Source organism: Actinomadura vinacea, from assembly GCF_039532545.1.
Lineage (GTDB): Bacteria > Actinomycetota > Actinomycetes > Streptosporangiales > Streptosporangiaceae > Spirillospora > Spirillospora vinacea.
Window position 1 is genome coordinate 38,952 of record NZ_BAAARW010000048.1, and the last position, 21,988, is coordinate 60,939.

General features: G+C 71.1%; 24 protein-coding genes. 10 read left to right on the top strand and 14 right to left on the bottom strand.

The features are described 5' to 3' along the window. The first annotated feature begins 194 nt into the window (after positions 1–194). Positions 195–662, top strand: a complete 468-nt coding sequence (locus ABD340_RS45900; RefSeq protein WP_344598260.1) for a Dps family protein — start codon at positions 195–197, stop codon at positions 660–662. Positions 663–833: 171 nt separating this feature from the next. Continuing rightward, positions 834–1,247 carry a hypothetical protein gene (locus ABD340_RS45905; protein ID WP_344598262.1) on the top strand — a complete coding sequence of 138 codons (414 nt, stop codon included), beginning with the start codon at positions 834–836 and terminating at the stop codon, positions 1,245–1,247. Here ABD340_RS45905 and ABD340_RS45910 read toward each other — a convergent pair. Then, the gene (locus ABD340_RS45910) at positions 1,231–1,638 is read right to left on the bottom strand and encodes an ATP-binding protein (RefSeq protein WP_344598264.1); all 408 of its coding nucleotides are present in this window, start codon (positions 1,636–1,638) and stop codon (positions 1,231–1,233) included. The genes ABD340_RS45905 and ABD340_RS45910 overlap by 17 nt on opposite strands. A gap of 171 nt (positions 1,639–1,809) precedes the next feature. Between ABD340_RS45910 and ABD340_RS45915 the strand changes: the two genes are divergently transcribed. The 3 genes from ABD340_RS45915 to ABD340_RS45925 are packed head-to-tail and all read left to right on the top strand — an operon-like array spanning position 1,810 to position 3,955. Continuing rightward, positions 1,810–2,673 carry a helix-turn-helix domain-containing protein gene (locus ABD340_RS45915; protein WP_344598265.1) on the top strand — a complete coding sequence of 288 codons (864 nt, stop codon included), beginning with the start codon at positions 1,810–1,812 and terminating at the stop codon, positions 2,671–2,673. After that, positions 2,670–2,999: a DUF397 domain-containing protein gene (locus ABD340_RS45920; RefSeq protein WP_344598267.1), complete on the top strand. Its 330-nt coding sequence runs from the start codon at positions 2,670–2,672 to the stop codon at positions 2,997–2,999. The genes ABD340_RS45915 and ABD340_RS45920 overlap by 4 nt, the downstream gene beginning before the upstream one ends. A gap of 59 nt (positions 3,000–3,058) precedes the next feature. Continuing rightward, positions 3,059–3,955 carry a helix-turn-helix domain-containing protein gene (locus ABD340_RS45925; protein ID WP_344598269.1) on the top strand — a complete coding sequence of 299 codons (897 nt, stop codon included), beginning with the start codon at positions 3,059–3,061 and terminating at the stop codon, positions 3,953–3,955. Here the strand turns inward: ABD340_RS45925 and ABD340_RS45930 are convergent. Next, a complete protein-coding gene (locus tag ABD340_RS45930; protein WP_344598270.1) occupies positions 3,842–5,023 on the bottom strand; it encodes an MFS transporter in 1,182 nt (393 codons plus the stop codon). The genes ABD340_RS45925 and ABD340_RS45930 overlap by 114 nt on opposite strands. 308 nt (positions 5,024–5,331) lie before the next feature. Between ABD340_RS45930 and ABD340_RS45935 the strand changes: the two genes are divergently transcribed. Next, positions 5,332–6,315 carry a hypothetical protein gene (locus ABD340_RS45935; protein ID WP_344598272.1) on the top strand — a complete coding sequence of 328 codons (984 nt, stop codon included), beginning with the start codon at positions 5,332–5,334 and terminating at the stop codon, positions 6,313–6,315. Here ABD340_RS45935 and ABD340_RS45940 read toward each other — a convergent pair. The 4 genes from ABD340_RS45940 to ABD340_RS45955 form a co-directional block, all read right to left on the bottom strand. Further along, positions 6,312–7,148, bottom strand: coding sequence for an undecaprenyl-diphosphate phosphatase (locus ABD340_RS45940; RefSeq protein WP_344598273.1), 837 nt, complete (start codon positions 7,146–7,148; stop codon positions 6,312–6,314). The two genes, ABD340_RS45935 and ABD340_RS45940, sit on opposite strands and share 4 nt — an antisense overlap. Before the next feature lie 189 nt (positions 7,149–7,337). Beyond that, positions 7,338–7,631, bottom strand: coding sequence for a hypothetical protein (locus ABD340_RS45945; RefSeq protein ID WP_344598274.1), 294 nt, complete (start codon positions 7,629–7,631; stop codon positions 7,338–7,340). Then, entirely contained in the window at positions 7,628–8,200 is a 573-nt protein-coding gene (locus tag ABD340_RS45950; protein WP_344598276.1) for a hypothetical protein, read from the bottom strand. The genes ABD340_RS45945 and ABD340_RS45950 overlap by 4 nt, the downstream gene beginning before the upstream one ends. 1 nt (position 8,201) lies before the next feature. Next, a complete protein-coding gene (locus tag ABD340_RS45955) occupies positions 8,202–9,122 on the bottom strand; it encodes a LysR family transcriptional regulator (protein WP_344598278.1) in 921 nt (306 codons plus the stop codon). A gap of 157 nt (positions 9,123–9,279) precedes the next feature. Here ABD340_RS45955 and ABD340_RS45960 point away from each other — a divergent pair, with 157 nt between their 5' ends. After that, the gene (locus ABD340_RS45960) at positions 9,280–9,717 is read left to right on the top strand and encodes a PaaI family thioesterase (protein ID WP_344598280.1); all 438 of its coding nucleotides are present in this window, start codon (positions 9,280–9,282) and stop codon (positions 9,715–9,717) included. Here the strand turns inward: ABD340_RS45960 and ABD340_RS45965 are convergent. From ABD340_RS45965 to ABD340_RS45990, 6 genes are all read right to left on the bottom strand, one after another. Continuing rightward, the gene (locus tag ABD340_RS45965; protein ID WP_344598282.1) at positions 9,662–10,471 is read right to left on the bottom strand and encodes a DNA-formamidopyrimidine glycosylase family protein; all 810 of its coding nucleotides are present in this window, start codon (positions 10,469–10,471) and stop codon (positions 9,662–9,664) included. The two genes, ABD340_RS45960 and ABD340_RS45965, sit on opposite strands and share 56 nt — an antisense overlap. 4 nt (positions 10,472–10,475) lie before the next feature. Further along, entirely contained in the window at positions 10,476–10,940 is a 465-nt protein-coding gene (locus tag ABD340_RS45970) for an RrF2 family transcriptional regulator (protein ID WP_344598284.1), read from the bottom strand. A 49-nt stretch (positions 10,941–10,989) separates the two neighbouring features. Further along, a complete protein-coding gene (locus tag ABD340_RS45975; protein WP_344598286.1) occupies positions 10,990–12,444 on the bottom strand; it encodes a glycoside hydrolase family 3 protein in 1,455 nt (484 codons plus the stop codon). A 5-nt stretch (positions 12,445–12,449) separates the two neighbouring features. Beyond that, positions 12,450–13,310 carry a carbohydrate ABC transporter permease gene (locus ABD340_RS45980; protein ID WP_344598287.1) on the bottom strand — a complete coding sequence of 287 codons (861 nt, stop codon included), beginning with the start codon at positions 13,308–13,310 and terminating at the stop codon, positions 12,450–12,452. Then, on the bottom strand, positions 13,307–14,311 hold the full coding sequence (locus ABD340_RS45985) for a carbohydrate ABC transporter permease (RefSeq protein WP_344598289.1): 1,005 nt from the start codon (positions 14,309–14,311) through the stop codon (positions 13,307–13,309). Before ABD340_RS45985 ends, ABD340_RS45980 begins: the two co-directional genes overlap by 4 nt. 101 nt (positions 14,312–14,412) lie before the next feature. Then, a complete protein-coding gene (locus ABD340_RS45990; protein WP_344598495.1) occupies positions 14,413–15,693 on the bottom strand; it encodes an extracellular solute-binding protein in 1,281 nt (426 codons plus the stop codon). A gap of 278 nt (positions 15,694–15,971) precedes the next feature. On the opposite strand from ABD340_RS45990, the gene ABD340_RS45995 reads away from it, so the two are divergent. Further along, positions 15,972–17,183, top strand: coding sequence for an ROK family transcriptional regulator (locus tag ABD340_RS45995; protein WP_344598291.1), 1,212 nt, complete (start codon positions 15,972–15,974; stop codon positions 17,181–17,183). A gap of 76 nt (positions 17,184–17,259) precedes the next feature. Here the strand turns inward: ABD340_RS45995 and ABD340_RS46000 are convergent, their stop codons facing one another. After that, positions 17,260–17,418 (bottom strand): hypothetical protein, encoded by a 159-nt coding sequence (locus ABD340_RS46000; protein ID WP_344598293.1) that lies wholly within the window; start codon positions 17,416–17,418, stop codon positions 17,260–17,262. Positions 17,419–17,917: 499 nt separating this feature from the next. On the opposite strand from ABD340_RS46000, the gene secA2 reads away from it, so the two are divergent. Next, positions 17,918–20,191: an accessory Sec system translocase SecA2 gene (gene secA2, locus ABD340_RS46005; RefSeq protein ID WP_344598294.1), complete on the top strand. Its 2,274-nt coding sequence runs from the start codon at positions 17,918–17,920 to the stop codon at positions 20,189–20,191. A gap of 172 nt (positions 20,192–20,363) precedes the next feature. Here secA2 and ABD340_RS46010 read toward each other — a convergent pair whose 3' ends face one another. Then, positions 20,364–20,936, bottom strand: coding sequence for a TetR/AcrR family transcriptional regulator (locus ABD340_RS46010; protein ID WP_344598295.1), 573 nt, complete (start codon positions 20,934–20,936; stop codon positions 20,364–20,366). A gap of 94 nt (positions 20,937–21,030) precedes the next feature. On the opposite strand from ABD340_RS46010, the gene ABD340_RS46015 reads away from it, so the two are divergent. Then, positions 21,031–21,972 (top strand): DMT family transporter, encoded by a 942-nt coding sequence (locus ABD340_RS46015; protein ID WP_344598296.1) that lies wholly within the window; start codon positions 21,031–21,033, stop codon positions 21,970–21,972. Positions 21,973–21,988: the final 16 nt, after the last annotated feature.

The window sequence follows — 21,988 nt, forward strand, 5'->3', positions numbered from 1 at the left end:
TGGTGCACGGGGCGGGTGTCTGCGAAGGTCAGGGACCGTTGCCCCTTGGCCCTCGGAACGCCTGATGTGGGGGTTCCGCCCCCCTTTGGGGCTTCGTCCTGAGATGTGGGCCGGTTCACGAGTGAACGCGGCATGACCGGGGACTTCTGTGTGTTGTAACGCCTAGATCGCTACAACGCGGAAGGAGCCCAATCATGGTGGCGGTGAAGAGCCCGCTCTCGGACCAGGCCCAGAAGACCGCGGGGAACGCGCTTCAGGGGTCGCTCATCGATCTGATCGACCTCGCGCTGCTGGCCAAGCAGGCGCACTGGAACCTCACCGGCCGCAACTTCAAGGTCGTGCATGAGCACCTGGACGAGGTCGTCGACCTCGCCCGCCAGTACCAGGACGAGGTCGCCGAGCGCGCGGTGGCGCTCGGGGTCAACCCCGACGGCCGTTCCCGCACGGTCGCCGACCGCACCCCGATACCGCAGCTCGAGGCCGGTTACCTCGCCGACGACAAGGTCGTCGCCCTGGTGACCGACGTCCTGGCGCAGCTGATCGGCCGGTTCCGGGAGCGCGTGGCCGCGACCGACGAACCCGACCCGGTGACCCAGGACCTGCTGATCCAGGTGACGGCCGCACTCGAGAAGCAGCACTGGATGTTCCAGGCTCAGGTGTGAACCGACGAAATCCCCGGCCTCGCGCCGGGGATTCGTCATGTCCGGACGCAACCACCGCGGCCGCCACCGCGTCCAACCGTGATGGGCCCCTATTTGAAAGCCGCGGCACTGGTATCCGGCCTGGCATTACTGACCGCATGCGGCACCGGCGCGCAGTCGCGGCCGTGCACGATGATCGCGTCCAGGCAGGGAGTCGGCCTCGACATCCGCCCCCCGCAAGCCGCGAAGGTCGCCGAGGCCACGATGAAGGTCTGCTGGAACGGCACCTGCCAGCAGCCGAAGATCCACCTGATGGACGGCGGCACGTCGGTGCCCCAGGGGTGCACGGGCGACGACTCCGACGACGTCTGCGGGGCGTCCGCCTCACCCGACGGCAGCAAGCACGGATTCGCCGAGCTGGACGGGCTGTCCACCACACCCGTCCAGGTCACCGTGATCCTGCGCGATGCCCGGGGCAAGCGGCTGCTCGACCAGAAGGTCGACGTGACACCGCAGGCCACCTACCCCAACGGCAAGCGCTGCGGCAAGGGCGCCCCCCAGGCCGGCCTGATCGTGCAGGACGGCAAGGTCACCGTCCGCCGCTGACGACGAACCACACCCGGTGCCCGGGATCCACCCGCTCGACCCCCCACTCCGCGGCCATCGCGTCCACGATGAGCAGCCCCCGGCCGCGCACCTCCGTCCCGCCGGGATCGCGCAACCGCGGCGCGGACCGCGAGCCGCCGTCGTCGGTCACCTCCACCCGCACCCGTTCCGGGGCGGCGAACACCTTGATCAGGATCTGCCCGCCTCGCCCCGAGTCGGTGTACCTCAGCGCGTTGGTCATCAGCTCCGACACGCACACCGTGCAGTCGTACAGCCTCGGGTCGTCCTCCAGGAAGTCGCGCAGCCACCGCCGCACGTCCCCCACCGCCCGCTCCACCCCGGGGACGAGCATCCCCTCAAGCCGTTCCGTGGACGTGCCGTTCGCGTGCATCTACAGGTCCTCTCCTCGACGACGTCCCCGCAGGATGAACCGGCCTCCGCACGAATCATGATGAGATCGGCCCGAACGGCCGCTGTTCCCCAGCCACACCCGCCCCCGGTCACATGTGACAGTTAGCCGGAACCGCTGGTCAAATGCGCTGTGTAGTCGCACGATTACGTCATGTCGGATCAACGTCGCCCGACCCTCCGCCGCCGCAGACTCGGCAACGAACTCCGCCGGATCCGTGAGGAACGCGGCCTGACGCTCCAGCAGGCCGCGAGGATGCTGCACCGCAGCCACTCCGCCATGTCCAAGCTGGAGACCGGCAAACGCGGCATCTACCGTCCCAGCCTGGAGAACATGCTCGACCGCTACGGCATCGAGGACCCTGCCCAACGCGAAGCCCTCTTCCGCCTGGCCGAAGAGGCCCGCAGCGACGCCAAAGGCTGGTGGCAGGCCTACGACGGCACCGTCTCGCCAGAGACCATGGACCTGATCAGCCTCGAAGCGGACTCCACGCTAATCGAGTTCTTCGACCTGGTCCTGATCCCTGGGCTGCTCCAGACCGAGGACTATATGCGGGCGGTGATTCGCGCTCGTCGTGTTGAGCAGTCACCCGAACGCATCGAGCGCATGGTGGATGTCCGGATGAGGCGTCAGCAAGTAATCAGGCGGGCCGCCCCGACTCGGCTGCACTCGGTCGTGGACGAGGCAGCGCTGCACCGCATGGTGGGCGGTCCGAAGGTTATGCGAGGTCAGTTGCAACACCTCACGGAGGTGTCACTACTCGGCCATGTGGCACTCCAAGTGGTGCCCTACGGTGTAGGCGCACACGCTGGTATGACATCCAGCTTTCAACTTCTGCATGTCGGAGTTCACGAAGATCTGCGGGTTGTGGTCGTCGATTCCCTGACGCAGATCGCGTACAGCGAGGAGGCGGATGAGGTCCGTGCTTACTGCGAAGCATTCGAGGCACTCAAGGCAGATGCGTTTTCGCAAGCGGATTCCGGAACGCTGATCGAGCGCCTACTGTCTGAGATATGACCAGTCAAAATCCTTTGCTGATCACATGGCGAAAGAGCAGCTACAGCGGTGGCGAGGGCGGGAGCTGCGTCGAGGTCGCCGCTGGTTGGCGCAAGAGCAGCCGCAGCGGTGGGCAAGGTGGCCAATGCATCGAGGTGGCGCCGGGGTGGCGGAAGAGTAGCCACAGCGCTGAGCAAGGCGGTCAGTGCGTCGAGGTCGCGGTGGGGGAGCGGGTGATCTTGGCGCGGGACTCCAAGATGCCGGACGGGGCGGTGCTGTCCTTCGAGGCGGCGGAGTGGACGGCGTTCGTCCGGGAGGTCAAGCAGGGCGGCCTCGATCTGGTTTGAGTTCGGGAATAGGCGATGGCTCGGGCTGTGCTGCTTCTCGTGTGACCAACGTCGTGGAGATGACACGAGCACGAGCGGATGCGGCCGTACCGGAGATGACGTGGGAGATGTCGAGCCTGCACCGCTTCCGGGTTCAGGCCGATGCGATGCTCACCGAACTCGCGGGGCCGCGATGGGCGCTGGTATTGGCGGGTGGTGTCGAGCTCGAGACGGTGGCAGGACATCACCTTCTCGCCGAAGGCGACGCGGCCCTCGTCGATGCTCGCACCGCCCACCGGATCACCGGGTCAGGGCGGGAGTCTTATCTCGCTGTCGCTGATCTTCGTGTGGTCGCCCCGGCGTATCGGCTGCCGAGTCCGCTGGTCGTGCGTGGCTTCGGGACCCGGCACGACGGTGTCGCGGCGCTCGTCGGGAAGTGCCCGCTTGAGAACGAGTGCCGGCCGTCCCTGTTCGCCGCGAGCTACGGCAACCTCATCGGCGCGGCGATGACCACGTCCTGGCTCGAAGACCAGGGCACCCCCGCCACCGAGCGGGACGAGGCCGTCGCGGCCGTGGTCGCCGCCGTGACCGCCCGGCCGGGAGAGAGTTGGACCGTCGAACGGATGGCGCGCCTGGTGCACCTATCGCGCTCCGCTCTTGGCGAGCGGTTCCGCCGCGCCCTGGGCCGCGGCCCCGCGGAGGTGCTCCGCGAGGTGCGGATGCGGGAGGCGCGGCGGCTGCTCGGCGACCTCTCGTCTCCGGTGGAGCACGTGGCGTTCGCCGTGGGGTACGGTTCCACCGCCGCTTTCAGCAGAGCGTTTTCGTCCCACCACGGGGTCGGGCCGCAGGCCTGGCGCGACGCCTCACCCGCGCGGGACGCGGAGAGTCGCGAACACCACCCCGGCCGCGGCGGCGGACGCCGTGCCGACCAGGAACGCGGTCGTGACGCCGTGGGCGTCCAGGAGGACGCCTCCTGACGCGGACCCGAGCGTGATCGCCACCTGGAACGCGGTCACCTGCAACGACAGGGCCGACTCGACGCGCTCCGGTTCGACGCGGGTCACCCACAGTTGGGTGGCGACGGGGACCATGTTGAATCCCAGACCCCACACCACGACCCCCACCGCGAGCAGCGGCATCGACGTCGCCGTCGTGGTGAGGACGAGACCGGCGCCGAGCAGCACCGGTGCAGCCGTGACCACGGCCCGCAGCCGGCCGGCGAACCGTCCGGCCGCGAGGTTGCCGACCAAGCCGCCCACGCCCCAGAGCAGCAGCAGCCACGCCGTGCTCCCGGGAGCGGTCTCCTCGATCGCGAGCCTGATGAAGGGGTAGGCGGCGAAGTTGCCGAACGCGACCAGGACCACACCTGCTACGCCGGCCATCAACCACCGGTTGGCGACCGCCTGCCGCAGCATGGTGAAACCGGCGGACGGGTGCGCGGGCACCGGCGGCAGCACCGCGGCCAAGGCCAGCGCGCCCACCGCGCTGAGGGCGGCGGCGCCGCCGAAGACGGTGCGCCAGCCGACCTGGTCGCCGACCAGGGACGCCAGCGGGACGCCCGCGATTGTCGCGATGGTGACGCCCAGCGCGATGGACGTCGAGATCACACTGTCGCGGCCCGGAACGGCATGGGTGCCCGCGCCGAACGCGAACGACCAGTACCCCGCGATGGCGATACCGAGGACCAACCGGCCGGCGAGCAGGACGGCGAACCCTGGAGCGACCGCGACGGCCAGGTTCGCGACCATCGCCGCGACCAGCAGCCCGACGAGCACCGTCCGCCGGTCGGTCCGCGGCAGCAGCACCGCGATGCTGGGAGCGGTGACCGCGCCGGCGACCGCGGTCGCCGCGACCGCCAGGCCCGCGGTGCCCTCGCTGACCCCGAGGTCGGCCGCCATCGCCGGCAGCACGCTCGCGGGCAGGAACTCGCTGGCCACCAGCACCGCGATCCCGGCCGCGAGCGCGACTATCGGTGACCAACCGGCACGACTACGGGACGACAGTGCGAGGGGCGGAGAATCAGAAGACGACTGAGTAGTTGGCATGAACACAGCCTCGCCGCGCCCGCACCCTCGTGGTTGATCGTGTGACGCGTACGGTTGATCGCCTGACCGGCATGGGGAACCTTCGGTCGGCGCCGATCACGGGGACGTCGCACGCCGACCAGGACTTCGAACGGGCCCTGACAGGACGTTTGGGGCGTACTCCCGAGCCGGAGGCGCGGCCATGCTGCACGATCTTCGGTATGACGAATACGCCCCCCACCGCGGACCGCAGGATCTCTTCCCAGGCAGGCATCCTCATTGGCAGCTTCGGATCCCTGTTTCTGATCTTCCTGTGCGCGGTGCCATGGATGTGGTGGAGGCTGGCGAAGGCCCTGGCCGTCGCTGAGGAGGATCACCCTGCGCCGCTCAACCCGTGGCTTGTGCTGGGATGGGCGATCCTGGCCGGCGGGTTGACGGTTGGCGCGGGCGCGGTGCTGTGCCTGCCGCGGTTCTTCCGCCGCTTCCCCGGTTTGGGCCCCCTGATGGTCTTCAGTTGGGTCTTCGTCTCGCTGGTCTCCCAGGGCGCCTTCACCGGCCTTCACCCCGCGCTCTACGACACGATGCGCGATCTCGACTCGTGGCGGAGCGGTGACACCCGCACCGACCCGGCCGTTCTGGCCGCGCGGATGGATCGCCTGCTGGTGGACGTGCTCTCCGCGTCACCTGGAGCGGTGGTCTTCGCGCGGCCCGCCTTCGCGGGGAAGGGGCGCAAGGGCGGCAGGCTCGGCCTGCGGGCGGGCGGCGCGATCGTCCCGGTCAAGGGGCGGGAGCCGGACACCTGGCAAGTGCTGGAATCGTGGCTCGCGGGCCGCATGACCAGGCTGAAAGCGGGTGCCGGTGGCACTGCATTCAAGGCGAGCGAGGACATCGTCGTCGAGATTCGCATGGACGACACCCGGAGCCTGTTCTCCCTGACCATCAGCACGCCGAAGCCCACCGGCCGTTTCACCCGGCCGCGGACGGCCCGGGACGCCGCGACGGCCGCGCAGGTCGCCGGGCTCGCCCGCGTGCTGGACCCGAAGAACAGACCCGCGGTGCCGGAGGGCGTGGCGACCTTGCCCTGCTCGGCCGGAAAGGCCACCGTCTATTCCGCCAGCGACGATCTCAGCGAGGCGGTGTCCTCGGCGCTGCTCGTCCGGGGCGGTGCCGCCCTCACCACCCCGGACGGACGACGCGGAACGCTCACCCACATCACCGACTTCGGCGCCCGCGTGGCCGTGGGCACGATGGACGGGCTCCATGTGGGAGTCCGGCAGGGTGAGATCGTCAGCGTCTTCCAGCGGTGTCGCTAGGAGGCCGCGACCGCGCCGGTGGCGACCAGTGCGAGCACGATGACGCCCAGGATCACGCGGTATCCGATGAAGACGCTGTAGGTGTGCTTGGCGACGAACTTGAGCAGCCAGGCGACCGCGACGTAGGCGACGATGAAGCTCACCACCGTGGCGGTGATCGTCGCGGGCCATCCGACGCCGTTGGTGATGGCCTCGAACTCGGTGACGATCTGGAGTCCGCCGGCGGCGGTCAGCGCGGGGACCGACAGGAAGAACGACAGCTTGGTGACCGTGACGCGGTCCAGGCCGCGCAGCAGGCCGGCGGACATCGTCGCGCCGGAGCGGGAGACGCCCGGGATCAGCGCCAGGCACTGGACGACCCCGATGATGAGGGTGTCCTTCCAGGTGACGTCCTTCTCGTTCCTGGACTGGGTGGCGGTCTTGTCGGCGAAGTACATGACCCCGCTCCAGAGGATCAGCGCCGATCCGACGAACCAGAGGTTGCGCAGCGTCGTCTCGATCTGGTCCTTGAACAGCAGGCCGACGATGCCGATCGGGATGGCGCCGAGGAGCACCGCCCATGCCTGGCGGTAGTCGAGGTCGTTGCGGTGCTCGCGGCTGAACGCGCCTCGTAGCCATGCGCCGATCAGGCGCACGAAGTCGGCGCGGAAGTAGATCAGGGTCGCCAGGACGGCGCCGACCTGGATGATCGCGGTGAACGCCGTGATGTCAGGGTCGTCGGGGGAATATCCGAGCAGGCTCTCCAGGATCGTCAGGTGCCCGGTGCTGGAGATCGGCAGGAACTCGGTCAGCCCTTCCACAGCACCGAGGAAGACCGCTTCCAGGATGTTCAAAGGTGGCCCTCGTATCGCTCATTGGTGTACGCCACGACACAGGCACGCTCGTCCACAGCGACCGGTTCGATCGCGTGTGCAGGGGGTGTGCGCCGCTCGCCGGGAAGCCCCCCGTCGGCGATGCCGGATCGAGGGACTCTTCAGCGCCAGAGGGTACGGTACTGGTCATCGCCAGATGGACAAAACCCACTATCGGCACGGGGTGCGCCGGTGCCGGCCTTGCTCCAGCAGGCCGGCCACCTGTGGGTGCTCCGCAGCGCGTTCGGGCAGGTTCTGCTTGGGATAGTGCTTGCGCCAGGCGCGGTGCTCGGCCAGCCAGGTGAGCAGGGCTATGGGGAGCAGGATCACGCCTGCGATTGCGTCGTATTCGCTCGTGCATTCGGAGCAGGAGGGGATGTCGACCGTCCGCGGGGGTTCGCCCAGTTCGATCGGGCAGGTCTGGTCCGGGCGGACGGCGTGCTCGCAGAACCAGCAGGCGGTCACGTGGGGCCGGGGGAGGGGCTCTCAGGAATCAGGTCGGCCCCCTTGCATTGCGGGGACGTCTTGTACACCTGGTTGAGCGCCGGGTTCTGGGCGAAGAGCTGCTGCATCCCGTTGTCCTTCGGGACGGCCGATTGGATGGTGTTGGCGACGACCGCCGGGCTGGGGACGTCTTCCTTGGTCTTCTCGAGCTTGGCCACGGCGGGTTTCAGCGCGTTGATGTAGGCGGCGACGGCCTGGTCTCCCCCTGCTACGGGCGAGGGGCCCGTCTTCTCGAACATCTCCAGGGTCTCCTGGAGGTCCTTGTGGGACACCTTGGCGAAGTGGACGATCTGGTCGCGGCTCGGCCGGCGCGGGACCATGCTCAGGGCGGCGATGCGGGACGCGTGCCTCTGCACCTGAAGGTCGGCGTCGGCGGCGCATACCTTCCCCAGCCACGTGATCACGGCCTGGCCGGGGGCCGCGGACTTGGAGCGGGTGTCCTCGGCTTTGGACGGGGTGTCCTCGCCGGAGCACCCGGTCAGGACGGCTGCCAGCAGCGGGAGCGTGGCCCAGAGGAGTGGTCGTCGCATCTCAGGAGGGTAGGAGTCCGGGTCCGGGAGGGGTCCCAGGGCGCAGGTGTGCCAGGACGGTCTCGGCGAACTCGATGGCCAGGGGGCTCAGGTCCGTCCAGCGGCGGGCGGCCCAGCCCGCGGACAGCGGGGACAGTTCGGGGATCGGGATGAGGCGGACGATGCTGCCCGGTCCGTACGTCCAGCCGGGCAGGGCGGGCAGGATGGCGCGGCCCAGGCCCAGTTCGGCCAGGAGCAGCGCGGTGTCCCAGTCGGCGACGCTGGCCGTGGGCATCAGCCGGACGCCGTGCCGCTGGAGCTGCCCTTCCAGCTGGACGCGGGACGTGGCGTGCTCGGGCAGTTCGATGTGCGAGATCCCGTCGAGATCGGCGAGTGTGATCGTCTCCCGGTGCGCTATGGCGTCGTCGGTGCGGGCGACCAGCACCCAGGGCATCTCGTAGGAGGCGTGCTGCTCCACCCCGTCCAGCTGCGGGCCGATCGTGACCCAGGCGAGGTCGGCCTGCCGGGTCTGGACGGCCTCCAGGCAGCGGCGGCTGGAGCCGGCCGTCTCGAACGCCAGCCCCACCTCGGGGTGGCGTTCGCGGAAGGCGGCGACGCCCGCGGACATGAAGTGGCGGACGGTGGTCGCGCCCGTGGCGATCCGTACGGTGCCGCCGACGCCGCGGCGGATGTCGTCCAGGCGGCGCAGCGCCGCGGCCAGCCCGCCGAGTCCTTCCGCGGCGGCCTGGTAGAGGATCTGCCCGGCGCCGGTGGGGGCGACACCGCGGGGCCGCCGTTCCAGCAGGAGCAGTCCTGTCTCCCGTTCGAGGCGTTTGACGTGCTGGCTCACCGCCGACTGGCTGCACGACAGGTCCCGCGCGACGGCGCTGAGGTTGCGCGCCTCGCACACGGCCACGAAGACGCGCAGATCGTCCAAGGTCATGGTGTGCAAGGTAGGACTGGGGGATTGTTAAGTAAACCCTAGAATTGACTTGGGTAAAGGGTGAGGCGAGGATTTTCGTGCGGGCGCAGGATCCGGCGACCCGTATAAGGCGGCGACCCGTTCGGGGGCGGGCGCCGACCCGGCGGACGGGAGGGCCATGGCGGATCTCCGCGAGCTCGGGCGCGCACTGGGCGCGACCCGGCAGGGGCTGGACGAGCGGATGGGCATCGAGTTCCTGGAGGCGACCGCGGAACGCGTCGTCGCCCGCATGCCCGTCGACGGCAACAACCAGGCGTACGGCACGCTCCACGGCGGCGCGTCCTGCGTGCTCGCCGAGACGACCGGCTCGCTGGGCGCCGCGGTGCACGCGGGCGCGGACCGGATGGCGCTCGGCATCGAGATCAGCGCGACCCACCACCGGACCGCGGCGTCCGGCCACGTCACCGCGGTGGCCACGCCGCTGCACCTGGGCCGGACGCTCGCGACGTTCCAGGTGGTCATCACCGACGATCGGGACCGGCGGATCTGCACCGCCCGCGTCACCTCGCTGCTGCGCCCTCGCCCGGAGGCTGGCAGCGGGGGCACCAGAAAGTGACGCGCTTGCGCCCTTCGGGCCCCTGGTCGGCGCGGCGGACGCGGGTGCCGCAGCGGCGGCAGGGGCGCCCGGCACGGCCGTACACCCAGTGCTCGTGGCCGGGACGGCGGTCGCCGGTGGTGACGTGCCCGTGGCGCTCCTTGTTGGCGTCCAGGGCACGGTGGCACAGGTCGACGATGCCGGGCAGATCGGGGACGTCGCGCACCGGGGTCCAGGGGTCGATCCCGCGGAGGAAGAGGATCTCGGCTTTGTAGACGTTGCCGATCCCGGCCAGCCGGCGCTGGTCGAGCAGGGCATCGCCGATGGCGTCGCCGGGCTGCCTGGACAGCCGCCGCACGGCCTCGGCGGCCAGTTCGGGCGACCAGCCGGGGTCGAGGAGGTCGGGGCCGAGCCGGTCGACGACCCGGGACTCCTCGGTGGACGCGAAAAGTTCGACGACGCCGAGGGAGTAGCCCAGGGCCTGGGACTCGGCGTTGCCCAGGACGACCCGCAGCCTGTGGTCGCGGGGCGGTGGCGGCCCGGCCTCGCGCACCCGCCAGTGGCCGTCCATGAGCAGGTGGGTGTGCAGGGTCAGATTGCCCTCGAACCGGAGCAGCAGGTGCTTGCCCCGGGACACCACCTCGCGCACGGTGCGGCCGCGCAGGTCGACGGTGGAGTACCGGGGCACGCGGAAGTCGGTCAGCGTGAGCTCCCGCCCGGCCAGCGCCTCGCGCAGGCGCCGGGCGGTCAGCCAGACCGTGTCGCCTTCGGGCATTCGATCAGATGAAGGACGGGCTCTCCCAGGCGGCGGGGTCTTCGGTCAGCTTGCGGATGGGCTCGGGAAGCTCGCCCTCCGCGATGTGGGCGAGGCTCACCCGCTCCAGGATGGCGCGCTCGCTGGCGCGCAGCGCGATCCAGACCTCCTGGAGCGAACGCGCGGGGCCTTCGTACCCGACGTGCTCCGGGCGCTCGCCGCGGACGCCGAGCAGCGGGCCGTCGATGGCGCGGATGATGTCGGCCATGGAGATCTGCCCCGCCGGACGGGCCAGCCAGTAGCCTCCCTCCGGGCCGCGCTGGCTGCGGACCAGGCCGGAGCGGCGCAGCTGGCCGAGGATGTTCTCGAGGAACTTGGGCGGGATCTGCTGCGCTTCGGCGAGCTGGACCGCGGTCACCGGATGACTTCCGGCGACCGCCAGCTCCGCGGCGGCACGCAACGCGTAGTCGACCCGGGCGGACAATCGCATGCACTTATTATCCCTTGCCGATCGGACTGGTCTGGCTTACCCGGCCCGTTCAGGCCAGGCCGAGTCGTTCCGCGGCCGCCTGGGCGTTGGCCTGCGCGGCGCCGTAGGTGGCCAGGTGGACGGCCCCTTCGGGGGCCCAGACCGGCAGGCCCATCTCGACCAGGACGGCGTCCGGCCGGGCCGCCAGCAGGGCGGTGGCGAGGGCGCGCTGGGCGGCGTGCCGGTGCGCGTCCCGCAGCACGATGATCAGACCGCGGCCGGTGGCACGTTCCAGCACCGAGTCCGCCGCCCCGTCCGACCCGCCGGTCCGCACCGCGTCGGGCGCCCACGGGCCGAGCCCCCAGGGCGTCGGGCCGACCGCGATGTTGGCGGTCGCCTCCAGCTCGACGACCAGCGGCGCGGTCCCGCCGTCCCAGCGGGGCGGCTCGCCGGACAGGCGCAGGGCCCGCCGGGCCGCCTCCAGCCCGGCCGCCCGGTCGACGATCGCGGCGCTGTGCCCGGCCAGCCAGTCCTTGAGCCGCCCGGTCCGCTCCGCCGCGTCCGCCAGGCGCTCCAGCGGCAGCCGCCCGCTCCGCACCGCCTCCTCCGCGGCCGCGACGACGGCCCGCACGCTCACCTCGTGCTCGCCCGACCCCAGGCACAGCAGGTCGGCCCCGGCGATCAGCGCCCGCACCGACGCCTCGGGGAGGCCGATCGCCCCGCTGGCGCCGTCCATGTCCAGCGCGTCGGTGACGATCACGCCGTCGTGGCCGAGCCGCCCGCGCAGCAGCCCGGTGATGGCCGCGTGCGACAGCGTGGCCGGGACGCCCGCGGTGATCGCGGGCAGGTCCAGGTGCGCGGTCATCACCGCCCGCGCCCCCGCCTCGATCGCCGCCCGGAACGGCGGGAACTCGCGCCGGTCCAGCAGGTCGAGGCCGGCGTCGACGATCGGGACGCCCAGATGCGAGTCCTCGACCGTGGCGCCGTGCCCCGGGAAATGCTTGGCGCAGGCCGCCACGCCCGCTTCTTGCGTCCCGGTGACGGCCGCGGCGGCGTGCCTGGCCACCAGCGCCGCGTCCGGGCCGAACGAGCGGGTCCCGATGACCGGGTTGTCGGAGGCGGTGTTGACGTCCACCGAGGGGGCGAAGTTGAGGTTCACGCCGACCTCGGCGAGCTCGGCGCCCAGCGACCGGTAGACCCGCCGGGTCAGCGCGGGATCGTCGACCGCGCCGAGCGCCGCGTTCCCCGGGTACGGGCTGCCGGTCAGATGCCCGCCGAGCCGGGTGACGTCGCCGCCCTCCTCGTCGATCGCCACCAGCGGCGCGGCCGCCTTCCGCAGCCTGGCGGTCAGCGCCGCCAGCGCCTCGGTGTTCGGCACGTTGCCGTTGATCGCGAACAGCGTCACCCCGGCCAGGCCGCGCTCCAGCTCGTCCAGCAGCCAGCGCGGCGGCACCGCGCCGGCGAACGCGGGCAGCAGCGTGCCGCGGACCATCCGGGAGATCTCCGCGCTGTTCTGATCAGCCATACTGGTCATCCCTTAACCGCCCCCGCCACCAGGCCGGAGACCATCCGGCGCTGCACGATGAGAAAGAAGATCATTACTGGGATCGTGAACAGCGTGGACGCCGCCATGATCGAGCCCCACTCCACCTGCGTCCGCCCGAAGTGGTAGGACAGCGTCAGCGGGAGCAGGAACGTCTCCTGGTCCTTCAGGAAGGCGAAGGCGATCACGAACTCGTTCCACGCGGTCACGAACGAGAAGATGCTGGTCGCGACCAGGCCCGGCGCCACCAGCGGGAAGGTGATCCGCCAGAAGACCGTGCGGCCGGACGCGCCGTCGATGGCCGCCGCCTCCTCCAGCTGCCGCGGCACCGCCGCCACGAAGCCCCGCAGCATCAGGATCGAGAAGCCCAGCGACGAGCCCACGTAGACCACGATCACGCCGGTCAGGCTGTTGAGCAGCTGCAGCCGCTGGGCGTTGAGCATCAGCGGCAGCAGCAGCGCCTCCAGCGGCACCATCTGCACGATGATCAGCATGATCAGGAAGCTCGACCGGCCGCGGAAGCCGGTGCGGGCCACCGCGTACGCCGCCAGCAGCGCCAGCGCGCCCGAGACCGCCACCGTGACCAGCGCGACGATCAGGCTGTTGAGGAAGAAGTGGCCGAGCCCGAACTCCAGTCCCTGACCGCTGATCACGTTGCGGAAGTGGGAGAGCGTCCAGTGCACGGGCACCGGCAGCGGCGTGTCGGAGTTGATGTCCTCGTCGGTCTTGAACGCGGTCATCACCATCCAGAAGACGGGGAACACCGCGAACAGGAAGACCAGCAGGCCCGCCGTGTTCAGCCCGATCCGCGCCGCCCGGCGGGACGGGGCCTTGCTCGACACGGTCACGTGACCTCCCCCTGCCGGACCATGACCCGGACGTAGAAGCCGGTGAAGACCAGCAGGATCACCGTGAGGACCAGCGCGATCGCGCCGCCGAGGCCGTACTTGGCGGGGAAGGCCACCGCCGCCGAGTAGGCGTACATCGCCAGGTTGAACGAGTCGCGGTTGGCGGTCCCGCCGGACAGGAAGTACAGCTGGGTGAAGACCTTGAAGTCCCAGATGATCGACAGCACGGTCAGCACCAGGAACACCGGCCGCAGCATCGGGAAGGTGATCCGCCAGAACGTCCGCCACGCGCCGGCGCCGTCCACCCGGGCCGCCTCGTACAGCTCGGACGGGACGCTCTTGAGCCCGGCCAGCACCGACACCGCGATGAACGGGAACGACTGCCACACCACGCACAGCACCAGCACGAAGTAGGTCGTCCCGCGGCTGCCGAACCAGTTGTAGTCGTCCCAGCCTGAACCGGCCAGCCAGTCCGGCAGCGCGTCCAGGAGCCAGGGGACCAGGCCGCCGCCCGGCGTGAACAGCCATTTGTAGACGATCGCCGCGGAGATCCCCGGCGTCGCCCAGGCCAGCAGCGCGCCGGACGACACCAGCAGCGACATCTTGCGGCCCAGCCGGTTCAGCAGCAGCCCCACCAGCGTGCCCAGCACCATCGTGATGACCACCATGGCCGCGGCGGAGACGACGGTGTTGACCAGCACCCGCCAGAAGAACGGGTCGCCCAGGACGGTCCGGAAGTTCTCCAGGCCGACGTTCTCGGCCGGTGCCACGCCGCGGGCCTCGCGCGACCCGATCTTGTGGAACGACATCCAGAACAGCTGGCCGATCGGGTACAGGATCAGCACCGCGATGACCGCGACGGTGGGCGCGATCAGCAGGTACGGCCCCCATCGCCCGCGGGTGCGGGGGCGGGGCCCGGAACGTGGGCGGCGGCGGCCCGCGGGCGGACCGGATCCGGTCCGGTCCGGCGCGCGGCCCGCCACCTGAACGGTCTGCGCCATCGGCGGCCCATCCTCAGTGGCTCAGTGACTGTGGAGATCTGCGCGGGGTGGTCGGCCGGGCGCACGCGCGCGGGCGTGCGCCCGGAGGGCGTGCCGGAGGGTCAGCTCTGGTTGAGCGTGTCGGCCAGGTCCTTGTTGGCCTTGGCGACCGCCTGGTCCAGCGGCGTCCCGTTCATGATCTCCTTGAGCATGGTCGGGATGATCTTCTTGTTCATGTCGGCCTCGGTCCAGTTCGCCGTCTTCGGCGAGCCCTTGACGTTGGCCATCTGCCGCGACGCGGGCCCCTGCACCGGGTCGGAGCCGTAGCCGCCGCCCTGCAGGAGGTCGTTGAACTGGGGGAAGAACTTCAGGCCGTCGGCGAACGCCTTGGCGTTCTTCTTGCTCGTCACCGAGGTCAGGTAGTCGAACGCGACGCCCTGGTTCTTTCCGTCCTTCCACACCGCCAGGTGCGAGCCGCCCGCGAACGCGGGGCCGAGCTGCCCGGTCGGCGTCGGGATCGTGAACGCGCCCATCTTCGGCGTGTACTTCTTGCTGATCTTCTCGATCTGCGGCAGCGTCCAGGCGCCGTCGATGTACATCGCGAGCTTGCCGTTGGCGAAGTCGCGCTGCGGGCCGGCCAGCTCGTTCACGCCGATGTACTTCTTCGGCGCGACGCCGTCCTTGACCAGCCCGGTGTAGAACTGGATCGCCTGCTTGGACCCGGGAGTGTCCAGCTTGGCGACCCACTTGCCGCCTTCCTTGGCGGCGATGTCGCCGCCCGCGCCCCACAGGAAGCTGGCGAAGCCGTTGGTGAAGTCGCTGGGCGCGGCGATGCCGTCGACGTCGCCGCCCTCGGCGTCCTGGATCTTCTTGGCCGCGGCCTTCAGCTCGTCCCAGGTCTTGGGCGGCTGCACCTTGTGCTTCTGGAACAGGTCGGTGCGGTACCAGACGACCCGCACGCCCGCGTACCACGGCACCGCGTAGGTCTTGCCGTCGAGCTGCCCGAGCTCCAGCGATCCCTTGACGACGTCCTTGCCCTCGGTCCAGCGGCCGTACATCTTGGTCACGTCCGCCAGGGCGTCCTGGGCTGCCCAGGTCACGGCCTGGTCGTTGCCGATCTCCACGACGTCGGGGCCCTGGCCGGTGTTGAGCGCGTCCTGCAGCTTCTTGGTGGCGTCCGGCCAGGGAACGTACACGACCTGGACGTCGGTCTTGGGGTGCTGCTTCTGGAAGTCCGCCTTGGCCTGGGCCAGGACCTTGTCCTGGGGCTCGTTGGCGGCGCCCATGAACCACGCGGTGATCTTCGCTGGGTCCTTGCCCGTGGAGCTGTTCTTGTCGTCGCCGCCGCCACCGCAGGCGGACAGGCCGATCGCCAGGGCGGCGCCCAGGGCCGCAAATCTCACGATCTTCAAGGGGGTCTCCTTTTCCGGCAGCGGCCGCGCGGGCCGGGCTTCCCGGGACGGATGCGGTGGCCAGGGGCGGGACCGTCTAGGGTCCAGCCATGCCCCCTCCTGGCCGCGTCTCGTCCGCGGAGTGCCCGGCCCGCCGGCCGGTGCGTCGCCTGCGTCCGTGCCGTTCACCGGGGCGGTGGGACGCTTGCTGTAAACTAACAAGAAACTTTCCTAAACAAAACGTCCGTTAGCGGCCGTTAGCGGATTGAGACTTCGAGGGGACGCCAAGCATGGCCCAACGCCCAGGGACCCCCCGGCTGCTGCGTGAGCTCAACGACCGGGCGGCACTGGACCTCCTCGTCAGGCGCGGACCGCTGACCCGCGCCCAGATCGGCGAGCACACCGGGCTGTCCAAGGTCACCGCCTCGCAGCTGCTCTCCCGGCTGGAGGAGCGCGGCCTGGTCGAGGTCGCCGGGGAGCAGGCGGGCGGCCGCGGGCCCAACGCCGCGCTCTACGCGGTGGTGCCCTCCACCGCCTACGTCGCCGGCCTGGAGGTCGGCCCGGACGGCGTCACCGCCGGCGTCGCCGACATCACCGGCACCCTCCTCACCCAGGTCACCGCCGACCCCAACGGCGCCGACGACCCGGTCAAGCTCGTCCACAGCGCCGTGGCCAAGGCATGCCGGTCCGCCAAGGTCGCGCTCAAACGGCTCAACGCCTTCGTCATCGGCAGCCCCGGCGTCGTCGACCCGCGGTCGGGGGACGTGCAGTTCGCCTTCGACCTGCCCGCCTGGCACGAGGGCGTCCTGGCCGCGCTGCGCACCGACCTGCGCCGCCCGGTCACGATCGAGAACGACGCCAACCTCGCCGCCATCGCCGAGCGCGCCTACGGCGCCGCCAAGGACGCCGACGACTTCGCCCTCATGTGGCTCGACCGCGGCATGGGACTGTCGATCATGCTGGGCGGCCGGCTGCACCGCGGCCGGTCGGGCGGCGCCGGGGAGATCGGCTACCTGCCCGTCCCGGGGGCGCCCCTCCCGGTGGGCAAGGCCCGCCCGGGCAAAGGCGAGGAGGGCGTCACCGAGTCGAGCACCTGGGACATCCCGGCGCTGGCCGGCGGTTACGGGTCGCTGGTCGGAGCGGACGCCGTGCGGGGCCTCGCGCACGCCCACGGCATCCACGAGCCGACGGCGATCGAATGCGTCCGCGCGGCGGTCGCCGACGAGGAACGCGGCGGGGCCTTCCTGGACGAGCTCGCCAACCGCGTCTCCTACGGCGTCACGTCGGTCAACATCGTCCTCGACCCGGGCCTGGTGGTGCTTTCCGGACGGCTCGGCCACGCCGGCGGGCGCCCCCTGGCAAGCCGCATCGAGGAGGCCGTGGGACGCATCAGCCCCACCCGTCCCCGGATAGCGGTGACCGAGGTGGAGGGGAACTCCGTCCTACGCGGAGCCCTGCACGCCGCCCTGGAACAGGCCCGAGACGAGGTCTTCTCCACCTGAAGTGCCCGAGCCGTTCTGGACGGTGTGGACGGGCGACGCCACCGGCGCGGGCGGCGTCGCCCGGACGGGACGGTGGCTACTTGGCGGTCGTGGTGGTGGCGTGCGTGCGCGCGGGCGTCCGGGAAGAGGACGCGTGGACCCGGCGCGGATCGCGCAGGGCGCGGTCGATGACCGTCTGGTTGATGACCTGACGCTTGCGCCGCTGAGCGGCGGCCCACCGTGTGGTCGGTGTCATGGCGATTTCCCCGTTCCGCGGTGACCACATCGCCACCGCAACCCCATGCCCTGATCATGGCAGGAAGGGCCGAGTCCGGGGATCCGCCGCAGGGATGAAATCGTCGTCAGACCTATTGCCGAGGTCTCATAAACCCAGGTACCCGGCCGTGTAGGCCAGCGCCCGTACACAGCACGGCAGAGTCCGCAGGGGGACGTCGGGGTGATCATGGGCGTGGACGCAAGGACGGTCCAGCGGGCTGAGGTCGGTCGTGGCGAGGGCGTCCCGATGAACGGGCACCATGCTCGCGGGCGAGCCCGCCATGGTCGAGCGTGCCGTCGTCCTTCAGGTACACCGTTGCTCCTGGTCGCGGCGAAGCGGGCCTCCTGATCGTTCGGACGGGCCGGGCCGGGCCGGGACCGGGCTCCGCCCGACCGGACGAGCAGGTGCGGGGCGCTGGGATCATGGAGGGGCGTCCGTTCCGACGGCCGCGTCCGTCGAGATGCCGGGGAGTTGATTCATGGCCTTGCGTGATCGGCTGCGCCGCGTGCTGCAGCGTCCGGGGAGCGTGGACCTCGGGCCGTACGAGCAGGTGGTCGCCGCCGCGGGCGAACGGGAGCCGCGGATGCGGGACCTCGCGGACGCGGAGCTGGCCGAGGCGGCCCGCAACGGCCGCGACGACCCGGCGGAGCTGTGCGCGGCGGGCCGCGAGGCCGCGCGCCGGGCGCTGGGGGAGCGGCCCTACGACGTGCAACTGCTCGGCACCCTCGCCCTGCTGTCCGGGCACGTCGCGGAGATGGCGACCGGCGAGGGCAAGACCCTGGCGGGCGCGCTGGCCGCCGCCGGGCACGCGCTGCGCGGCAGGCGCGTCCACATCATGTCGGTGAACGACTACCTGGCCAGGCGCGACGCCGAGTGGATGGGGCCGCTCTACGCGCTGCTGGGCGTCACGGTCGGGTGGGTCGGGCAGGAGTCCACGCCCGATGAGCGCCGCGCCGCGTACGCCGCCGACGTCGCCTACGCGCCCGTGAGCGAGGTCGGCTTCGACCTGCTGCGCGACCGGCTGGCCACCGACCCGTCCCAGATCGTCCTGCCCGAGCCCGAGGTCGCCCTCATCGACGAGGCCGACTCGGTGCTCGTGGACGAGGCCATGGTGCCGCTGGTCCTGGCCGGCGCGACCGGCTCCGGCGCCGCCGATCCCACCTATGCCGAGCTGGTCAGGCGGCTGCGTCCGGGTGTGCACTACACGACCGACGAGGAGGCGCGCAACGTCGGGCTGACCGCGGCCGGGGCGCGCGAGGTGGAGCGGGCCCTCGACGTCGACCTCTACGCCCCCGACCGGCTGGACGTCCTCACCGCAGTGAACGTGGCCCTGCACGCCGAGGCGCTGCTGCACCGCGACGTGGACTACATCGTCCGGGACGGCGCCGTGAAGCTGATCAGCGGGTCGCGCGGCCGGGTGGCGCTGCTGCAGCGCTGGCCGGACGGGCTGCAGGCCGCGGTCGAGGCCAAGGAGGCCCTCGACGCCTCGCCCACCGGGGAGATCCTCGACTCGATCACCGTCCAGGAGCTGATCGGCCGCTACCCGGTGCGCTGCGGGATGACCGGCACCGCGCTCGGCGTCGCGGGGCAGCTGCGGCAGTTCTACGAGCTGGACATCGCGGTGATCCCGCCGAACCGCCCCCGGGTGCGGGTGGACGAGCCCGACCGGCTCTACGCGACCGGCGCCGACAAGGAGGTCGCGATCATCGAGGCGATCGAGGCCGCGCACGCCGCCGGCCGCCCGGTCCTGGTGGGCACCCTGGACGTCGCCGCGTCCGAGCGGCTGTCCAGGAGGCTGGACCGGGCGGGACTGCGCCATGTCGTGCTGAACGCCAAGAACGACGCCGAGGAGGCCGCGATCATCGCCCGTGCCGGGGAACGGGACGCCGTGACCGTCTCCACCCAGATGGCGGGCCGCGGCACCGACATCCGGCTGGGCGAGGGCGTCACCGAGGGCCTGCTGGTGATCGGCACCGGCCGCTACCACAGCGGCCGACTGGACGACCAGCTGCGCGGGCGCGCCGGCCGCCAGGGCGACCCCGGCGGGTCGGTGTTCTTCACCAGCCTGGAGGACGACCTCGTCACCCGTTACGCGCCGGACGAGAAGCCGGGCGGTCGGCGCGGGCCGTCGGCCGACGACGAGGGGAGGATCGGGGACAAGGGCGCGCACTGGCTCGTGGGGCACGCGCAGCGGGTCGCCGAGGGCGTCGACGTGGAGATCCACCGCAACACCTGGCGGTACCACCACATCATCGGCCTGCAGCGGCGCGAGCTCCTCGCCGAACGCGACCGCATGCTGCGCGGCAAGGGGGCCGGTGAGCTGATGGCCGCGCGGGAACCGTCCCACCACGAGGAACTGGCGGGGATCGCGGGCGCGGACGCGGTGAACGAGGCCGCCCGCCTGCTCCTGCTCTTCCACATGGACCGCTGCTGGGCCGAGCACCTCGCCTACCTGGCCGACCTTCGCGAAGGCATCCACCTCCGTTCACTAGGCCGCGGCCTGGACCCGATCGTCGAGTTCAACCGCGAGGCCGTGCCCGCGGGGAAGAAGCTCCTCGCGCGTTCCCAAGACCGGGCCACCGAGGACTTCGCGACCCTCACCGCCACGGAGGAGGGGGTCGACCTGGCCGCGGTCGGGTTGAAACGGCCGTCGTCCACGTGGACCTACGTCGTCCACGACAACCCCTTCGGCTCCCTGGACGAACGAGCTCTCCGCGGCCTCATCTCCCTCGTCCGAGGCCGTCGCCGTTAGGGCGCTGTGTTTATTCAATCCCGGCCCAGGGGCTCGCCTGGCGGCTCGCACCCTGACCGTGCTTGGTGCGAGCGCGACATCGCTTCGCGATCTGGCCGATGACGCTCGCCTTCGGCATCGCACCACCGGCCAGGTAGCGCGCTCGAGCGGTACCTGATGACTTCGCGGGGCGTTAGCGGAGCAGGAGGTCGGCCGTGTCTCGGGCGGTGTCCGTTGCGTGCGCCATGCGGCCCACACTGAACATGACGACCGCGCCCTCGTGCAGGACGATCAGCCGGTCCGCCAGGGACGCGGGGTCGTCGTAACCCGCCTCCGTGGCCAGCTCTACGTAGAGGCCGCGCAGCCAGGCCTTCTGCTCGGCGGCCGTCAGGTGCACCGGATGGCCCGGGTCGGGGACTTCGGCGCACGCGTTCACCATGGAGCAGCCCCGGCTGCCGTTGGTGCGCAGCCATTCGCCTATGGCGTCGAACGTGGCCAATATGCGGTCGCGCGGGTCGTCCGCCGCCGCCAGGCGTTCGTTGAGGAAGGCGCGCCAGCGTTCGTCCCGGGTCCGCAGGTAGGCGAGGATGAGCGCCTCCTTGGAGCCGAAGCGGTCGTACACGGTCTTCTTCGTGACGCCCGCCTCCGCGGCGATGAGTTCCATGCCGACCTGTCCGATACCGCGTTCGTAGAAGAGCGCGGCGGCGACGTCCAGAACGCGGCGCCCGGCCGGCGTGAGCGGGCGTTCCCGAGCTGTGGCGGACATTCTGTGACCAACCTCTCCCAGTGACTACCCGCTCAGTATACATACCGGTATAGCTACCGTAGTAGCTATACCGGTATGTATACGTCTGGAGGTCATGATGCGTAACGGTCGCACCGACGCCCTGCTCGGCGGCGCCTTCGTGGTGATGTGGAGCTCCGGCTTCATCGGCGCAGCCCTCGGATCCGGCAGCGCACCGGCCACGACGCTGCTCGCCTGGCGCTTCATCCCCGCCGCCGTGCTCCTGGCCGGCTGGCTGGCCTGGCGCCGCCGCCGGATCCCGCCGCGCGACCTCGCCCTGCACGCCGCGATCGGCCTGTTCGGGCAGATGGGCTACCTGTACGGCGTGTTCGCCGCCGCCGAGCACGGGGTCGCCGCCGGCACCAGCGCCCTCATCTGCGCCCTCCAGCCCATCGTCGCGGTCGCCCTCGCCGTCCCGCTGCTCGGCGAGACCGTCGTGCCGCGGCAGATCGCCGGCCTGGCCGTCGGGCTGGCGGGCGTCGCGCTGGTGGTCGGCGGCGACCTGGGCGCCAACCCCGGCGTACCCGCCTGGGCGTACGCGCTCCCCATCGGCGCCATGCTCGCCCTGGTCGGGGCCACCCTCCTGGAACGCCGCACGCGGCCGTCCATCGGCGTCGTCGAGGCGCTCGCGGTCCAGGGCACCGTCAGCATGATCGGCTTCTCCGCGCTCGCCGCGCTGACCGGCACCCTCGCACCGCCCGCCGACCCCGCCTTCTGGGCGGCGGTCCTCGTGCTGATCGTGCTCTCCATGTTCGGCGGCTACGGCCTGTACTGGGTCAACCTCGCGCGCGGCGGGGTGGCCCGCATCTCGGCCCTGCTCTACCTCACCCCGCCCGCCACGATGGTCTGGGCCTGGCTGATGTTCGGCGGCTCCCTCGCCCCGCTCTCCGTGGCGGGCATTGCCGTGTGCGCCGTCGCCGTCCCGATGATCCGCACCCGAACCGCCCCCGAACCCCGCGACACGCCACGGCCGGCGGCCATCGACTCCTGCGCCCCGCTCAGACACCCCGCCGCGTAAGGGCGTGCCTTGCGGA

Bases quoted from the DNA above. Each gene is read 5' to 3' on its own strand.
- secA2 (WP_344598294.1), top strand. From the start codon at position 17,918: ATGGCCTTGCGTGATCGGCTGCGCCGCGTGCTGCAGCGTCCGGGGAGC.
- ABD340_RS45920 (WP_344598267.1), top strand. From the start codon at position 2,670: ATGACCAGTCAAAATCCTTTGCTGATCACATGGCGAAAGAGCAGCTAC.
- ABD340_RS45965 (WP_344598282.1), bottom strand. From the start codon at position 10,471: ATGCCCGAAGGCGACACGGTCTGGCTGACCGCCCGGCGCCTGCGCGAG.
- ABD340_RS45905 (WP_344598262.1), top strand. From the start codon at position 834: ATGATCGCGTCCAGGCAGGGAGTCGGCCTCGACATCCGCCCCCCGCAA.
- ABD340_RS46015 (WP_344598296.1), top strand. From the start codon at position 21,031: ATGATGCGTAACGGTCGCACCGACGCCCTGCTCGGCGGCGCCTTCGTG.
- ABD340_RS46010 (WP_344598295.1), bottom strand. From the start codon at position 20,936: ATGTCCGCCACAGCTCGGGAACGCCCGCTCACGCCGGCCGGGCGCCGC.
- ABD340_RS45985 (WP_344598289.1), bottom strand. From the start codon at position 14,311: ATGGCGCAGACCGTTCAGGTGGCGGGCCGCGCGCCGGACCGGACCGGA.
- ABD340_RS45960 (WP_344598280.1), top strand. From the start codon at position 9,280: ATGGCGGATCTCCGCGAGCTCGGGCGCGCACTGGGCGCGACCCGGCAG.
- ABD340_RS45925 (WP_344598269.1), top strand. From the start codon at position 3,059: ATGACACGAGCACGAGCGGATGCGGCCGTACCGGAGATGACGTGGGAG.
- ABD340_RS45955 (WP_344598278.1), bottom strand. From the start codon at position 9,122: ATGACCTTGGACGATCTGCGCGTCTTCGTGGCCGTGTGCGAGGCGCGC.
- ABD340_RS45900 (WP_344598260.1), top strand. From the start codon at position 195: ATGGTGGCGGTGAAGAGCCCGCTCTCGGACCAGGCCCAGAAGACCGCG.
- ABD340_RS45970 (WP_344598284.1), bottom strand. From the start codon at position 10,940: ATGCGATTGTCCGCCCGGGTCGACTACGCGTTGCGTGCCGCCGCGGAG.
- ABD340_RS45975 (WP_344598286.1), bottom strand. From the start codon at position 12,444: ATGGCTGATCAGAACAGCGCGGAGATCTCCCGGATGGTCCGCGGCACG.
- ABD340_RS45915 (WP_344598265.1), top strand. From the start codon at position 1,810: ATGTCGGATCAACGTCGCCCGACCCTCCGCCGCCGCAGACTCGGCAAC.
- ABD340_RS45930 (WP_344598270.1), bottom strand. From the start codon at position 5,023: ATGCCAACTACTCAGTCGTCTTCTGATTCTCCGCCCCTCGCACTGTCG.
- ABD340_RS45935 (WP_344598272.1), top strand. From the start codon at position 5,332: ATGTGGTGGAGGCTGGCGAAGGCCCTGGCCGTCGCTGAGGAGGATCAC.
- ABD340_RS45950 (WP_344598276.1), bottom strand. From the start codon at position 8,200: ATGCGACGACCACTCCTCTGGGCCACGCTCCCGCTGCTGGCAGCCGTC.
- ABD340_RS45995 (WP_344598291.1), top strand. From the start codon at position 15,972: ATGGCCCAACGCCCAGGGACCCCCCGGCTGCTGCGTGAGCTCAACGAC.
- ABD340_RS45910 (WP_344598264.1), bottom strand. From the start codon at position 1,638: ATGCACGCGAACGGCACGTCCACGGAACGGCTTGAGGGGATGCTCGTC.
- ABD340_RS46000 (WP_344598293.1), bottom strand. From the start codon at position 17,418: ATGACACCGACCACACGGTGGGCCGCCGCTCAGCGGCGCAAGCGTCAG.